The organism is Streptomyces sp. NPDC059564, assembly GCF_042735575.1.
Classification (GTDB): Bacteria; Actinomycetota; Actinomycetes; order Streptomycetales; family Streptomycetaceae; genus Streptomyces.
Genome location: NZ_JBHWBP010000015.1, coordinates 21,276 through 37,839 on the forward strand (window position 1 = coordinate 21,276; position 16,564 = coordinate 37,839).

5 protein-coding genes are annotated in these 16,564 nt (G+C 73.7%); 3 read left to right on the forward strand and 2 right to left on the reverse strand.

The window, feature by feature from the left end:
* Nucleotides 1-18: 18 nt before the first annotated feature.
* Complete coding sequence (locus tag ACFV0Q_RS05615) at nucleotides 19-768, reverse strand: ABC transporter ATP-binding protein (protein WP_385000865.1); 750 nt, start codon at nucleotides 766-768, stop codon at nucleotides 19-21.
* A gap of 199 nt (nucleotides 769-967) precedes the next feature.
* Here ACFV0Q_RS05615 and ACFV0Q_RS05620 point away from each other — a divergent pair, with 199 nt between their 5' ends.
* Genes ACFV0Q_RS05620 through ACFV0Q_RS05630 form a run of 3 tightly spaced genes read left to right on the forward strand, consistent with a single transcriptional unit; the run spans nucleotide 968 to nucleotide 8,138 of the window.
* The gene (locus ACFV0Q_RS05620; protein ID WP_385000868.1) at nucleotides 968-4,312 is read left to right on the forward strand and encodes an FtsX-like permease family protein; all 3,345 of its coding nucleotides are present in this window, start codon (nucleotides 968-970) and stop codon (nucleotides 4,310-4,312) included.
* Nucleotides 4,309-7,185 carry a hypothetical protein gene (locus ACFV0Q_RS05625; protein ID WP_385000871.1) on the forward strand — a complete coding sequence of 959 codons (2,877 nt, stop codon included), beginning with the start codon at nucleotides 4,309-4,311 and terminating at the stop codon, nucleotides 7,183-7,185. Before ACFV0Q_RS05620 ends, ACFV0Q_RS05625 begins: the two co-directional genes overlap by 4 nt.
* Nucleotides 7,182-8,138: an ABC transporter ATP-binding protein gene (locus tag ACFV0Q_RS05630; RefSeq protein WP_385000874.1), complete on the forward strand. Its 957-nt coding sequence runs from the start codon at nucleotides 7,182-7,184 to the stop codon at nucleotides 8,136-8,138. Before ACFV0Q_RS05625 ends, ACFV0Q_RS05630 begins: the two co-directional genes overlap by 4 nt.
* On the opposite strand, the gene ACFV0Q_RS05635 is transcribed toward ACFV0Q_RS05630, so the two are convergent.
* A complete protein-coding gene (locus tag ACFV0Q_RS05635) occupies nucleotides 8,135-16,369 on the reverse strand; it encodes a hypothetical protein (RefSeq protein WP_385000877.1) in 8,235 nt (2,744 codons plus the stop codon). The two genes, ACFV0Q_RS05630 and ACFV0Q_RS05635, sit on opposite strands and share 4 nt — an antisense overlap.
* Nucleotides 16,370-16,564: the final 195 nt, after the last annotated feature.

The window sequence follows — 16,564 nt, forward strand, 5'->3', positions numbered from 1 at the left end:
GCGCCCCCGGGAAGATTCCTACACGCCCCCGGCGGCCGCGTCGGGTCCGATGACGCGGCCGTCGCGCAGTTCCACCACGCGGTCGGCGAGTTCGATCAGGTTGGGGTCGTGGGTGGCGACGAGGATGGTGACCGACTCGCTGCGCACCACCGCGCGCAACAGCTCCATGACCGACCGGCCCGTCTCCGAGTCGAGCTGGCCCGTGGGCTCGTCCGCGATGATCAGGTCGGGTTCGTTGGCCAGGGCGCGGGCCACCGCGACGCGCTGCTGCTGGCCGCCGGAGAGTTCGCCGGGGCGCTGCTCCGCGTGGTCCGCGAGGCCGACCAGGGCGAGCAGGGTCCGGGCGCGTTCCTCGCGCTCCTTGGCGGGGACGCGGCGCAGGCGCATCGGTACGCCGACGTTCTCGGCGGCGGTGAGGGCCGGGATCAGCCCGAAGGACTGGAAGACGAAGCCGATGCGGTCGCGGCGCAGCGCGAGCAGGCCCGGCTCGTCGAGGGCCGCCAGGTCGGTGCCGTCGAGGGTGATCCGGCCGCTCGTCGGGGTGTCGAGGCCGCCGACGAGGTTCAGCAGGGTGGTCTTGCCGGAGCCCGACCGGCCCCTGAGGGCGGTGAGTTCGCCGCGCCGGACCTCGAACGACACGCCGCGCAGGGCGTGGACGGCCCGCGGTCCGCTGCCGAAGCTGTGGCGTACGTCGTCCACCACCACGATCGGCGCGCCGCCGCCCTCCCGTGCCGCCACGGCCGTGGCCGGTTCCCGATGGTCACTCATCACGCGTGTTCCCCCGTCGAGTTGTCCGCGCGGGGCGTCCGGCCCCGCGTTCCGCGGCGCGCCCTGCCGCTTCCGCTTTCTGATCGCATTTGCGCATCTGTCACACCATTCACGCAAGCACCTTCCCTCTATCGCCCGAATCTGACAGCATCGTCCGCTATCCGGTACCAAGAGTCCGGACGGGGGAGGAACTGAACACGTGCTCGGCTTCGTCGTGCGCCGACTGCGCGGGCGATGGCCGCTCGCTGTCGCCGTACTGCTCACCGTACTGATCACCGCCACGGCCCTGACCGCGCTGACGGCCTTCACCCGCGGGGTGGGGGAGGAGGGCCTTCGCCGGGCCCTGACCGGCCCGGAGCGGCCCCGAACCGCCGTCGTGATCACCAGTGGCCATCCCGCCGCCTCGCGCGCCAAGGACGACGAGTCCGTCCGGGCCTACGCGGACGAGGTGTTCGGGCGGCTGCCGGTGGCCTCGGAGCACATGGCGCGAAGTCGCTCGTACGGGCTGCCCGGGCCGGCCGCCTCCGGGAGCGACGCCGACCTGACGCTGCTCGCCGCCCTCGGACGGGACCACGTACAGCTGCTCGCCGGGCAGTGGCCGAGGCCCGCCGAGGCCGCCGCCGGGGCGACGGGCGGCGCCGCCGGAGCGGCACTCCAGGCCGCCGTGCCCCGCGCGGCGCTGGCGCGGCTCGGCCTGACCGACTCCGCGCTGCCCGCACCGGTCCGGCTGGAGGACCGCTTCGGCGGCCCGCCGCTGACCGTGCTGGTCACCGGCGTCTACCGGGCCTCCGATCCGGACGCGCCGTACTGGCGGCTCGACCCGCTCGGCGGCCGCGAGATCCAGGTCACCGCCTTCACCACCTACGGCCCGCTCCTGGTGGACGACACCGCCTTCACCACGGGCGGCCTCCTGCAGAACTACCGCGGCACGCTCCTGACCCCCGACCTGCGCACGATCCGCGCCGCGGAGGCAGCGGCCGTCCGTACGGCCGCGAAGCCCGCGGCCACCTCCCTCGAACGCACCTCCTCGCTCCAGGCCGCCACCGAACTTCCCGAGCTGCTCGCCCAGTTGGACTCGGGGCTGCTCGTCGCCCGGTCCACCCTGCTGCTCGGCGCACTGCAGCTGGCCGTCCTCTCGGCGGCCGCACTGCTGCTCGTCTCCCATATCCTGATGGTCCGTCAGGAACCGGAGCGCGTCCTGCTCACCGCCCGCGGCGCCTCCCGCCGACGGCTCGGCGCGCTCAGCGCCGCCGAATCGCTGCTCCTCGCCCTGCCCGCGGCCGTCCTGGCACCGCTGCTCACGCCACCCCTGCTGCGGCTGTTCGGCGGGTTCGGGCCGCTCGGCCGGCTCCGGCTGGACATCCCCGGCACCTGGCTGGTCTGGCCGGTGGCGGCCGGCTGCGCCCTGGCCTGCGTCCTGCTGACGACGCTGCCCTCCGCCCTGCGCGGCGCCTCGGCCGCCGTACTGCGCAAGGTCGGCAGCAGGCAGGCGCTGGCCACCGGCGCCGCGCGCTCCGGCCTGGACCTCGCCCTCGTGGCGCTCGCCGTCCTCGGCTACCAGCAACTGTCGCACTACGGCGGTGCGGAGCGCCCCGTAGCGGACGGGCCCGCGGACGGCGGGCTCGGCGTGGACCCCGTACTGGTCGCCGCCCCGGCCCTCGCCCTGTGCGCGGGCACGCTGCTGGTGCTGCGGCTGCTGCCCTTCGCGGCGCGGGCCGGGGGACGGCTGGCGGCCCGCGGCCGGAGCCTGGCCCCGGCCCTCTTCGGCTGGCAGCTCGCCCGCCGCCCCGGACGGGCCACCGGCCCCGTCCTGCTGCTCGTCCTCGCCGTCTCCAGCGGGATCCTGGCCCTCGGCCAGCACACCGCCTGGTCCGATTCCCAGCGCGACCAGGCCGAGTTCGCGACCGCGGGCGGGCTGCGGATCTCCGGCAGCAGCATGTCCGCGATGGGCCAGGCAGGACGCTACGGGGCCCTGCCGGGCGCGGAGCGGCTGATCCCGGTGGCCCGCAAGCAGCAGCAGCTCCCCGGCGGGAGCGTCGGCGAGCTGCTCGCGCTGGACGCGGCGGAGACCGGCGAACGGGTGCCGCTGCGCGCCGACTTGCGCGGCGGCCGCGGGATGCGGGAGCTGTTCGCCCCGCTCACCGCGGGCGATCAGAACATCGGGCCGGGGGCCGCCGCTCCCGCCGCCAATGGTCCTGACGCCGCCGCCCCCGGGATCGCGCTGCCCGGATCGCCCCGCCGGATCGACCTCGACGTGACCGCGCGCTCCTCCGGCACGAGCTGGGCCGCCGTGAGCCTGCTGCTGCGCGACCGGTTCGGGGCGGTCCACGCCACCCCGCCGGCCACCCTGCCCGAGAACGGCGAAGCCACCCTGCCGTTCGCCCTGGACGCGCTGACCGGCGCCCCGATCGGTTCGGCCGCCACCCCGCTGACCCTCGCCGGGGTACGCCTCTCCTACGCCGGGGACGGCGGACCCGCCGGTCCGGGCAGCGAACTGACCGTGCGCCGGATCGCGGTCTCCGACACCGCGGGCGGCGGCGCCGTACCGCTCACCACGAGGAGCACCGACGCACCGGCCGGTCCGGTCGGCTGGCAGTCGTCGCCCCCGCAGGGCGGACCCCGCGGCCTCAAGGCCCCCGCCCTGACCCCGGTCCCGGCCGGATCCACGGACGTGCTGAGCCTGCGCTTCTCGGGCGGCTTCGGCACCGAGAAGGGTGTCCAGGCCGTGCTGTACCCGGCCCCCGCCACGCCGCCCCCCGCCGCGGTCCCCGCGGTCGCCACCACCGGCTACCTGCGCTCCATCGGAGCGTCCGTGGGCCAGACGGTCAACGTCACCGTGGACGGCGCGGCCGTCCCGATGCGGATCACCGCCGCCGTGGACAGCCTGCCCGTGGCCGGCCGGACGGCGCTCGCCGTCGACCTGCGCACCCTCGGCCGCTTCCTGCTGGAAACCGTCGGTCAGCCACCGGTCACGCCCACCGAGTGGTGGCTGCCCGCCTCCTCGGCCACCGACCCGGCACCGGGCCGCGCGGCGGCCGCACTGCGCACGGGTGCCAGGACCGAGCGCGTCCAGGTGCGCGAGGAGATCACCGAGGGTCTGCTGGACGACCCGCTGAGCGCCGGCCCGCAGAGCGCGCTGGCCGCCCTCGCGGCCGCCTGCGGGGTCCTGGCGGCCATCGGCTTCGCGACCTCCACCGCCGCCGAACGGCGCGTACGCGCACGGGAGTTCTCGATCCTGCTCGCGCTCGGCGCGCCCCGCCGTTCGCTGGCCCGGGCGGCCTTCGCCGAGGGCGGCGTACTCATCGCCCTCGGCACCGGGGCCGGGACCGCGCTGGGTGTCGCCCTCGTCCACCTGATGGCGCCCCTGGTCGTCCTGACACCCGCCGCACACCGGCCCTTCCCGCCGGTACGCGTGGACATGCCGTTCTGGCAGACCCTGCTGACGGCCGCCGCCATCGCGGCCGTTCCCCTGCTGTCGGCCGCCCTCAGCGGCCCCCGGGGCCGCGACATCGCCGCCCGGCTGCGCCCCGTGGAGGAGATGTGACCACCCCCCGGCCGTCCACCGCTGCCCCGCGGTCCGCGCCACGGCCCGCGCCGTGGGTCAGGACCCGGCTGCGCGCGGCCCCGCTGGGCACCCTGCTCGGCGCCGCACTGGCGTTCGTCGCCGTCCTGCTGGCCGCGGCACTGCCCCGGGCCCAGGACCGGGGCGCCGACCAGGCCCTGCGGGCGTTCCTGCAGCGCAGCGGGACGAGCGCCACCAGCCTGCTGGCGACCGCACCGCCCCCCGGCGCGGGCCAGAGCGCCGAGGTCCTGGACGCGACGCTGAAGGGCCTGCTCGCCCGCACCGGCGGGGACTTCGGCGTCGTACCGGACGGGGCGGTGTACGGCAGCCGGACCATCAAGCGCCAGCCGCTGCTCAACCCGGAACTGTCCCAGCCGTCCGGCATCCCGCCCGGCATGTCCCTGCTGTACGTCCGGCAGGCAGAGGCCCACGTGAAGCTGGTGGCGGGACACTGGCCGGACGACACGCCCGCGGGAGCCTCCGGCGGCACGTCCTCGGACCCGCCCCGGGACCCCGCCGCCGCGCCGCCACCGCTTCAGGCCGTCCTCTCCAAGAACGCCGCCGAGACCCTCGGCGCCCGCCTCGGATCGGTCCTGAAGACCCCGGCCGTGGCCGACATCGCCCCCTCGGTCGAGGTCGTCGGTCTCTACACGGCCACCGACGAGACCGAGGACTTCTGGGCGGACCTGGGGTGCTTCAACCGCGCCTGCGAGCACTACACCGGGGACAAGCTCTCCTGGAACGTCGACGCCTTCGTCGGGGCCGGCAGCCTCGACCGGCTCGACACCTGGGGCCGCACCGCCGAGGACTTCTGGCGCCTCCCCGTGGACGTCGGCCGCCTGCGGGCCGACCGGCTCGACGCCACGGCCGCGCAGATCGCCTCGTACATCGCCGGACCGACCGCCGCCGCCCTGCCCCAGGAGACCAGCCGCGAACTGCTGCGGACCACCTCCCGGCTGCCCGAGCTGTTCGACGAGGCCCGCGCCCGCAGGCAGGCCGCCGCGCCGCTCGCCGCGATCGGACCGGTCGGGGTCGCCGGGGTCGCGTTCGTCGTCCTGTGCCTGGCCGGCGCGCTCGCCGGGGACCGGCGCGAAGCCGAACTGCGGCTGCTCCTGGCGCGCGGCGGCTCGCGCTTCGCCATCGTCGGCCGGCTCCTCGGCGAGGGCGCCGTCACGGTGCTCCCGGCGGCCGCCGCTGCGGCCTCGCTCGCCGTCCTGCTGCTGCCCACGCCCCGGCTGGCGCCGTCGCTGCTGGCCGCCGCCGCCGTCGCGCTGCTCGCGCTGCTGGCCTTCCCCCTGCGGGCGGCCGTGCTGCTGACCCCGCCGCGCCCGCCCGCGCGGTGGCGCAGGCCGGTGGCCGAGCTGCTCGTCCTCGCCGCCACCGGTGCGGCCGTACTGGAGGTCCGCCGCCGCGGGGTCACCCCGGCCGGCGCCGACCTGGACCCGCTGCTGGTCGCGGCTCCGCTGCTGCTCGCACTGTGCGGGGCGCTGCTGCTGGCCCGCCTCCAGCCGGTGGTGACCGGGTGGCTCGCCCGGGCGGCCGCCCGCCGCTCCGGACTGGTCGGCTTCCTCGGGCTGGCACGGGCCGCACGGGGCGCGGGGGCCCGGCAACCGGGGGCACCCGCCCGCGGCCGGACCGGTCCCTCCGCCCTGCCGCTGGTCGCGCTGCTCCTCGCCATCACCACCGGAGGCTTCGGGGCCGCCGTCCTGGAGTCGGCGGACTCGGCCCGGCTGGGAGTCGCCCGGCTGGCGGTCGGCGGCGACGCGTCCATCGCCGCGTACGGGAGATCGCCGCTCCCGGACGGACTCCTGAAGGCCGCCGGCGAGCTGCCGGGCGTACGGACGTCCGTGCCGCTGTGGATCGACCACGACTCCTCCGTCCTCGGCACCGCCCAGGGCTCCACCCAGGTCACCGTGATCGTCGCCGAGCCGGCGGCGTACGCGGAACTGTCCCGGGCCCTCGGCTGCGGCTCCTTCGACCCCGCCCTGCTGGCCGCGGGCGGCGCCCGGTCCGCCGGCACCCCGGTGCCCGCCCTGTTCAGCTCCGGCCTGGCACGGCAGGCCGCCGAGGGCACGTACGTGCTGCGGCCCGGCAGCGGCGGCGAGCTGCGCGCACGGGTCGCCGGCGTGATCGACTGCACCCCGGCCCGGCCGGCCCGGGACGCCGCGACCGTCGTCCTGCCCGCGGGCCCCGCGACGGCCCTCATCGCGGGCGCCGACCACCCGAACCGGTGGTTCGGCGTCGGCAGCGCCGACGGGGAGCGGCTGCGCGCACTGCTCCGGGCCACGCTCCCGGCGGCTTCGGCTTCGGCTCCGACCCCCGCCGCCGGCCAGGGCCCGGCTTCCCCGGCGAAGCCCGCCGACGAGGCGTATCCCGTCCGCACCAGCGCCGAGGCCGTCGCCGAACTGGGCGCCGATCCACTGCAGCGGTCGGCGCAGCGCCTCTTCTGGGGCTCCGTGGCCGGAGCGGCCGGCTTCGCCCTGCTGGCCGTACTGCTGACGCTGATGCGGACCGTCCCCGAACGGGCGGCGCTGCTGGCCCGGTTGCGCACCATGGGGCTGCGCCGCCGGCAGGGCGTGGCGCTGATCCTCGCCGAGGCCCTGCCGCAGACCCTGGCCGCGGCGGCGGGCGGCGCCCTGGCGGCGGCCGCCGCGGTGGCGTTGCTGGGCCCGGCGATGGACCTGTCCACGCTGGTCGGCGCGAGCGTGCCGACCGGCGTACGGCTCACAGCGGGGCCCGTACTGACCCAGGCCCTGGGCCTGGCCGCCCTGGTCGCCGCGGCGGTGCTCGTGGAGGCGGCGACATCCGGGCGACGGCAGATCACCACCGAGTTGAGAGCGGGAGACCAGAGTTGAACAGCGACCAGCCGACGTACGAGGAGCTCCGCCGCCGGGCGACGGCCGCCGCCGAGCCCCGCACCCCGACGGCGGACGCCGCGATCACCTGCGACCGCCTGGTCCGGATCTTCAGCACGGACGGCATCGAGGTACAGGCCCTGCAGGGGCTGGAGCTGACGGTCGCCCAGGGCGACCTGGTCGCCCTCGTGGGCGCCTCCGGCAGCGGCAAGTCCACCCTCCTGAACATCCTGGCGGGCCTGGACGTCCCGACGGCGGGCAGTGCGGCGGTCGCCGGCTACGACCTGCTGGAACTGTCGGCGCGGGACCGGCTGCGCTACCGGCGCGAAGCGGTCGGGTTCGTCTTCCAGCAGACGGCCCGCAACCTGCTGCCGTTCCTGACGGCAGCTCAAAACGTCGCCCTGCCCATGCAGTTGAGGGGCGGTGGCGCCCGGCGCGGCGCGGCCGCACGCCACTCCGCCCGGGTCGCGGAGATCCTGGACGCCCTCGGGATCGGTGACCTGGCGCACCGGCGCCCGGCGGAACTCTCCGGCGGCCAGCAGCAGCGCGTCGCGATCGCCGTGGCGATGGCGAACGACCCCCGGGTGCTGCTCGCCGACGAACCCACGGGCGAACTGGACTCGGAGACGGCCGCGGCGGTCTTCGAGACCTTCCGCACGGTGAACAAGGAGCTCGGCGTGACGGTGGTCATCGTGACGCACGACCCCATGGTGGCGGGCGAGGTCCGCCGCACCGTGGCCATCCGCGACGGCCGGACCAGCAGCGAGGTCCTGCGCCGCACGGTCACCGACGAGCACGGCGAGGAATCCATCAGCGAACGCGAGTACGTCGTCCTGGACCGCTTCGGCCGCGTCCAGCTCCCCCCGAAGTTCCTGGAGGCCCTGTCCATGGAACACCGCGTAGCGGTGGACCTGGCCCCGGACCACATAGAACTCCGCCCGGACCGCCCCTAGCCGGCCGCATCGAGGATCTCGTCCACGATCTCGATGGCGGTCGATGCCGTTTCCAGGCCATGGAGCGTGTCCCTCAGCCGCGTTGCGAACCGTACGACGCGTGCGGGGTCCGGGGCCGTGGCCTCAAGCGTCTGGGCCAGGGCCTCGTGGTCGCTTCGTACGTCGTCGTCCTGTTCCGGGGTGAGGTGCGTACCACCGAGGTGTTCGATCTCGTCGGTGAGACGCTCCAGCAGGTTCCGGAGTTCATCACCGTCGCCCGTCGCGCGTCCGCCGTGGTTCCCCTCCGGACGCACGGCGGCGCCCGACGCCTGCGCACCGCTCCCCGCCCGCAGTTCGGGGACGGCCGCGCTCAACGCGTCGCGGAGCTCCGACGCGTTGCGGAAGCGGGTGCCGGGACGCGGGCTCACCCCCTCCGCGACGGTGATCCCCAGGGCCCCGTGGCGCAGCGGCTCCGGGCCGTGCCGGAGCGACTCCTCGTCCCCGTAGGGCAGCGCTCCCGACGGGTGCAGGAGGCGGTACAGGATCGCCGCCAGCGCGAAGGCGTCATCGGCTTCCGAGTGCCCGGCCGGCATGCCCTTGAGAGCCTCGGGCAGTAGATAGTCCGAGGGACCGGGCGGCAGCAGGAGCTTGCCGCGCGCCACGTCCAGACCTGACCCCCAGCCCCGTACGTAGAGTTCGCCCTCGTCCGCCCCGTGCAGTACGAGGTTCTCGGGCCGGACGTCCCCGTGCGTGAGCTTCCTCACGTCCAGCATCCGGCAGAGCGTGTCGCAGGCGTCGACGATCCACCGCGTGGCATCCACCGGGCTGATGTCGAGGCGGCCGGCCAGCTTGGCCTCCAGCTTCTCCTGCAGGCTGACGCCGTCCACTGTCCGGAACACCAGCCACTGCCCACAGAGCGGAAGAAGTTCGGGAACGCCTTCGACGTGCCGGCCGGAACCGGAGAACATCTCGTGGAGGCGCTCCAGCTGGGGACCGTACCCCGGGTGGAACTGGGCGACCAGCTGCTGTCGCAGGCCCTCGTGTTCGAGTTCGAGATGGCGCGTCTTCGGGCGGTCCCGTTCGTCGTGGCGCCGCTGGACGACGTAGCCCGCGTCCCTGAGCGGCTGTTCTTCCGCCTCCCAGTCGAGGCTGGGGCGTTCCGCGTACGGAGGCCTCCGCGTGCCCAGCCACTTGCGCACGATCGGGTTGACCCACCCCCAATTGTCCTCCCGCCGGACGAGAATCCCGAAGTCCTCGAGTCCGACCAGGTCCCTGAGCTTCGCGGTGGCGAGTGAGGCCCGGACCGCCGTCACGAACGGATCCTCCTCGATGAGCCGCGCGATCTCGTGCAGGAGGGACAGGACGTGCTCCCGGCCGCCCTCGCCGTAAGGGTCGAGGAGCCCGATGACGGCGTCTTCCTGGTCCACCACCCAGTCGAACGCGTCGTTCACCAGTTTCGCGCTCACGTGCGTCTGCTGCTTGGTCTCCAGCAGCTCCAGGACCCGCGCGCCAAGCATGTGGATGTGCTGGGGATGACCCTGGGTGAGCTCCCACACCCGCTCTGCGGCCTCGTCCATGACCTGGACGGGCTCCAGGAATCCGAGGTGGAACGCCTGCCGTGTGGCGTCGTTGTCCAGCGGGCCGATGACGTACGGGGTCGTGAAGTCCTGCTGGAACCGGGTGTCTTCGAGCAGATCGCGAATCCCGTGGGTCGTCGCGGCGCCGCAGAACAGAAGGCCCACCCCCTCGTTCTTGAGCCCGCGCAGCTGGCTCAACGCGGATTCCAGGTCTTCCGACTTCTTCAGACGCCTCAGCAGATGCTGGAACTCGTCGATGACGAGCAGTAGTCCGACCGTCTCCCTGGGCCACAGCTGTCGTCCGACGCGCCGCCACCAGTTCAGGAAGTCCAGCGGGCCACTGCCGTCGGGCATCCCGATCGCCGGCGCACGGTTCTCGAAGGCCTGGTCCACCGCGAGGCCGACCGACTTGGCGATGTCGGTCAGCAAGGGGCAACCGGAGCCCTCGGTCATCTCGGCGTTGAGGTAGACCGGGAAGACCCGCGGAATCCGCCACTTGCCGGGGGGCGGCAGCTCGTGGGACCCGGGGTTGCGGACTTCGCTGAGCTGGTACGCGATGGAGGTCTTCCCCGCCTGTCGCGAGCCCGTCATGAAAAGGGCGCCCGTGTGGCTGCGCGACGCCTTCGTGTAGTGGCGTGCCAGATCCTCGAGTTCCTTGGTGCGCCCCACGAACATCGCGGGATCCACCCGGTCACTCGGCTTGAAATGCGCGGACAGCCGCTGCCCCAGGGGATAGTTGCTCACTGAAGCGGTCACGGTCGCGGGCGGCTGCGGGCCTTGGGGAAGCACCTCCGAGGCAGTGACCTTCACCTCCTGGTGTTCGCCGTCGAGGAGGAGGAGCCGTGTCGCCTTGGCACCTGCCTCCATTCTGACGAGCCGGACCCGGCCATCGGGACCTGCGCCCTCGACCGCCAGCGTGATCTGCGAGATGGACTGGAGCGCGGTGATCTCCGCCTTGACTTCCACGGGGCCGGAACCCAGCCGGGTGACCCGCAGCAGTTTCAATTCGAGCTGGTGTCCCTGTCCGTCGCTCTTCTTGCTCAGGTGATCCCGCGCCAGGTCCTCCCAGGCGCCGTTCAGTGCGTCGGAGAGCGAGGACGACACCTCCCTCAGCCTGCGCGAGATGAGGTTCCGCGACAACAGCGCCTGCAGTCGGAGGTCGGCCTCGACGCGCCTCGTCTTCTCGGCCGAGTCACGCATCGCGCTGCCGGTCAGAACGGACAGGGCGTCCTCGTGTTCCAGCTGGGTGGCGACCCCCGCCCACAAGGTGCGCAGCAGCTCCAAGGACTCCGTGTCCCGCGGGCCGGCCTCCTCCTTCAGCTTCAGCGCGGCCGAGGCCAGCCCCTCCGAAAGCACCGGTACCTGCCGGGTGGCCGCTCGGGATACGAGTTCCTCGGTCTCGGGCGGCAACGACTGGGGCTCCTCCTCCGAGGACAGGGTGTCGGCGTGGTCCTTCGCCTCGCCCACCTCGCCGCCGAGCTGGAGCAGGGTGACCGCGGCGTACCGGTAGCCCTCGGCGAACCTGACCTCGTCGCAGAAGGACCTCAGCTCGCCGAGGACTCTCATCCGCTCTTCCAGGCCGGTCGCCTGCTCCGCGAGCCCGCGCCATTCCGTGAACGCGTCCTGCACCAGCCCATGGCGTCCGAGCAACTCCGCGCAGTACTGGTGGGCTTCACGCGTCACGGCGTCGTCGCGGCCGCCCTTGATCCTGTTCTTCAGATGGTCCCCGACGAAACGCAGCAGCCGCTCCGGATCCCTCGCCAGGCTCTCCGCCACGCGCTCCAGGTGGGCCCGGCCGAGAGGCGGGAGGGTCGCATCGTTGAGGGCCTCGGGGACGTCCTGCTCGATGGCCCAGGTGACCAGGTCGTCCAGGCCGACCCGGGGACGGCGCAGCTCTTGGAGCGCCTGCAGGTAGAGCCCCCGATCCCGCTTCCGATCGCGGTGGGCCAGCACGACGGCGAGGGACAGGGGCAGGTCCGAGGTGCCGGGAGGCCGGAGCCGTGCGAACTCCAGCAGCAGCTTCGCCGCGACGAGCGGACGGTGGCCCAGATGCGCGATCAGGCCGGCATGGGCGAGGGCCTCGTCCATGGAACCGTCACGAACGGTCCGGAAGAGCGCCAGCAGTTCGCGGGCCTGCGCGTACTTGTTGCGGGCCGCGGCGATCTGGACCTGCAGGCGGACACCGTCCGGGAGATGGCCCAGCACCCCGGCCACCACATCGGCCTCGTCGTACTTCTCGCGCTTGAGCAGGCACACCACCGTGGCCCTCGCCAGCACAACGTTCCTGGGCTCCTTCCCGAGGAGCAACTCGCCGAACAGCGTTGCCGCCTGCTCCCAGTCCTCCGCCGCGGCGGCCTCCAGCGCGGGCCGCGCCTCGCCCCGAAGTCGGCCGGACAGCCCTTGGGCCAGATGTCCCCAATCGACCTCCGGCTGGAACCAGGTCAATGCCTTGCTCTGGAGGGCGTTCACCTCGGCCCCGTACTCGTGCACCAGAAGCTGGACCGCTTCGGCCTCCGACACCTGCGGATCCTTGACCTTGCCCAGGATCTTCCGGTTGTCGGGGGGTGGTGTCTGCCGCCGGTCGACGGCACTCTCGCGCAGGACGGCCGCCTCGACGGAGGTGGCGTTGCGGCGGAGGGCGAGGTCGGCGTACCTGATCAGGGCCGCCGCGTCGTTCTGCCGTTGTGCCAGCTTGGCCAGACTGAGGTGCAGTTCGTACTTGGAGTGCGGCTGGTGATGGCGCTCGAGGAGCTCGCGCAGTTGCCGGTCCCGGTCCAGCTCGCGGGAGATCCGGACCGCCGGGGCGAGCAGCGCGGTCGCGTTGTCCGGGCGGGTGTGGCCGATCCACGCCACGAGAAGGTCCCAGGCCTCCTGCTGGTGCCCGGCGGTCTCCAGGACCGTCGCCATCTCGGCGGCCGCGGTCGGACTCGGGTTGGCCAGGACCGAGAACAGGTTTCGCATCGTGGCCACATAGCGGGTGACGTTGCCCTGAGGCCCGGCCTGCATCGCCCTGCGAACCGCGGTGCCGGCGATGTAGAACTTGTGGTTGTCCGGCGCACTGCGGAATTCGGCGATCCTGCGGGCTGCCAGCCCCTCGGGGGTGTCGCCGGCCGTGCGGGATTCCGTGAGGGGAAGGGCGTCGGGGCCTGGCGGGACGCTCCAGCCCCGGACCAGCGCGGGCTTGGCCCCGGAGGGGGTGGGCACGTGCCTGCCCAGGGACGAGAACAGTGCGGTGAGCACCCGCAGCTGTGTCTCCGTGTACTGCCGGGGTGACACGTGCGCGTAGTACGTGAAGGCGGTGGCCGCCTCCTCCAGGTGTCCGGACGCCGCGTACACGCAGCCGAGGTTCCAGGCCGAGGCGGCGCCCAGCCAGTACACGGTGGACACGCTGGCGTAGAGCGTGATGGCCTCTTCGGCACGGCCGGCGCGCACCAGGGTTCCCAGGGCGTTGCCGAGCGCCAGGGACTGGCCCTTGCGAACGGCTCGCACCCAGGCGTCCGCCACGACCGAGGGATCGGTGTCCGGCGGCAGACGCTGGGCCTCCAGGATGAAGGCGTTGCCCGCCTGCGGTCCGGCGATCTCCTGCAGGTGGACATCCGGCACGAACGCCGGATCCGGGTTCCGCTTCGTGCTGGTGACGCCCGAAGGCGGCGAGGGCGGATCGAACGCCTCGGCCGGCAGGCCACCCCTGCGGACCGCCTCGTCCCGCAGGAACACCACACGCGGGAGACGTTCGGGCGGCGTCCACTCCACGGCGTCCTGGAGCACCCGCACCGCCGACCGGTGGTCGCCGATGTTGATCAGCCACAGAGCGAGGTCGCGGTTGAGGAACGAGTCGCGGTGCCGGTTGACCAGGTCGATCAGCTTTTCGAGGGTTTCCCGGTCCGGCACGGGAACGCGCTTGAGCCGGAGCTGCGAGGTCAGCACGCCCAGCGCGGCGGGCTCACGCAGTGAGGCCAACTCGGCCGACGCCAGAACGGCCTGGAGTCCCGCTGTGTCCAGCTGGGCGGAGAGGTAGCTCCGCCAGGTCCCGGGATCGTCGCTGCCGGACAGCGGCCGAGCCTGTCCCACGGGGACGAACGCGGTGGTCTGCGCTTGTCCCGGTTCGGGCGACGCCCTGCGCAGTCTCGCGACGAGCGGTGCCGTCCAGCCGGCCGTGGCGCCCATCTCCTGGGCCCGGTCCAACCGCTGCCCCGCGAGGACGAGATCGCCCGCGTCCAGTGCGTTGCGGGCGAGTTCGAGGTGATGGCGCCAGGTCACGGCCCCGACCGCCTCGATGCGATCGACGGTCCTGCGGGCCGCGTCGAGGTCGTTCTGCTCCCGGTGGATGCGGAGCAGCAGGAATGCCCCGGGCGATCGCGGATTCGCCGACAGCAGCCGGTCCAGACTGGCCGCCGCCTCCGCCACCCGGCCGGACGCGTGGAGGCGCTTGGCCTCTTCCTCCGGATGGGGGGTCGCCGACGCCTGAGCCGGTACGAGGACAACGGCCGGCGGGGGTGCCTGACGGGCCCCGTGGAGGTACTCGAACTCCTCCATTCCCCGGCGTTGGAGCGGCTCCATACGGCCGGACAGGACCGCCTTGAAGACGACCAGGGACTCGAGGGCCGGCCCCGCACGGCCGACCTGGGCGTAGGCGACCGCGACGTTCCAGGCCGTGGTGGCGTTGACGTACTGGTGCGGCCCGAACCGGCGGTAGAGGCGCAACGCGTCCGCCGGCCTGCCCGCGCTTACGGCCCACCCGACGGCGAAGCCGAGAGCGGAGGTGTTGCCCGCTTCGAGCGCCCGGGCGTACAGCCGCGCCTCTTCCACGGGCGGGCGCGGCCCGGTCTCCGGGAGCGCGGTCTCGGCGGGATCGCCGACCCGCTGGAACGGCTGTATCCGCGGCTTCAACAGGTTTGCGCCCCCGACCGGTTCGGTGGCGACCAGGCCTTCGGGTGGCACGGGGGGATGGCCGAGCCGGAACACGTGCTCGGCGCGCTCGGCCTCACCGAGGACGGTCAGGGCGTCGAGCTGCAGTTGCCACAGGACCGGGCGCAGCACAGGACGGGCCCGCTCCAGTGCCAGTTCCGTCAGCGCGACGGCCAGGTCGGGTGCGATGTGCAGCAGGCTGCGGGCCGTGCTGACCACGTCGTCCAGCAGCCCGGTCCGTCCGAGCCGCCGGACGTCCTCCTCCAGCCGTCGCCGGTCGGGAGCGTCGTGGTCCGGCGCCCGGAGGGCGGCCATGATCCTGTCCGGCAGGCCCTCGTCGTGGGCGTCCTCCAGGCCCGGGGGCGGGGCGGCGGCCGTACCGAGCGGCACGACCGCAACGTCCGCTCCCTGATGCGATGCCGGCATCAGTACGGCCGCGTCCTCGCGCGGCCCGTGCTCCACGGTCCGCGGAGCGGAGGGGAGGGCCCGCTCGGCCTCGCCGACGTAGGACGCGGCGGCCTTCAGGTCGCCACGGTCCAGGTGGAGCTCGACGGTGCTCAGGTGGAGCCGCACCGTCTCCTTGGCCTCCGCGTCCTCGACGCGGGCCACGGCCTCCTGGACGGCCGCGGCCCGCACTTCCACCGCCGTACGGTTCGTGTACTCCTCCAGCATGTCGAGCCCCTCGCGGGCCTCGGGCAGGTCCCCGCGCTCCAGGGCCTGGAGGATCAGGCTGCGCAGGTCTTCTCCCTGACCGTCCGGGTCCTGTACCAGCGCCTTGAACAGCGTCTCCGCCCGCGCGCGGATCTTGTCGATCGGCTCCAGGGCCGGCCGGGTCGTGTCGGCGGGCACGCCCGCGCCCTGCGCGCAGAGGGCGATCACATGCCGGTGCTCCGGAGCCGCGAGCGACAGCGCCTCGGTGGCGGTGTCGGTCACCCAGCCGCTGTCACCGTCGGTGCGGGGGGCCTCCATGTCCGGCGAGGCGAGGAGGAGCGCCTCGACGACCGGTACGAGGTCCGGGGCGAGACCGTCGAGCGGCACCGTGGGCCCGTTCGGCCCGTCCCAGGAGTACTCGTTCGCGACCTCCAGCAGCTCCCGCACCAGCGCGCAGACCTCTGTCATGGCCTTCACCAGGAGCGGCCAGCGCTTGCCGTTGGGCGGGACGGGCGTGAGGTTCCCCTGACGATCGGTGTTCGCGCGCGCCATGAGCACCTCCACCGGGTGCTCGAGTAGACCGTGGTCGTCGATCACGCCCCGGCTCACGTCGTGCAGGACCGCCTCCAGGGGCTTCACGAAAAGGGGGCGCGTGAAGGTGTGGTCGACGGCTGCGAGCCGGTTCGCCTCGACGCGCAGATGCTCGGCCCTGTTGCGCAGGACGAGTGATCCGGTGATGCGGCGCATGACCGCGTTGTCGCGCTCCAGCGCCTCCTGCAGGGGCCGGCGCAGCGGCTCGGGCAGCGCGCGCCCCGCGTAGAAGTAGCGCAGGCTCGTGCGTCCGGTCCACGCGATCGCCGCCCAGTCGAGCAGCTCGGCGAGGGCGTGCTCTCCCACCGCTGCCGCACTCTGGCCCAGCCGGGGCAGCAACAGTGCGTGCGGAGGGGGGCTCGCCAGCCGGCCGGCGGCCGGGACGAGCACCGACGACAGCATGGTGACCCGACGGTGCAGGAGCACCGCGAACGGCGCCACGCCCTTGAGGACCGCGGGCGAGTAGACGCCCTCCGCGTTGCGGCCCCGGCCGGACAGGAACAGTTCGAGGTCCCTGGCGGCCACGGACGTCTCGTTGGGAACCATCACTGACCAGCGACCCCCGTGGTGCGCGTGCCTATCGAGCGATGAAGGGGTTGCAATCTACCCGGCCCGGAGCGCAGCAGGACTATTCTTCCGGCAACTCCACCTGAATGTGAGTGAGTTGTGTGGATCGAGCCATGTGATGGCTGATCTCTTGCGGCAGCCGCCGGATACGTG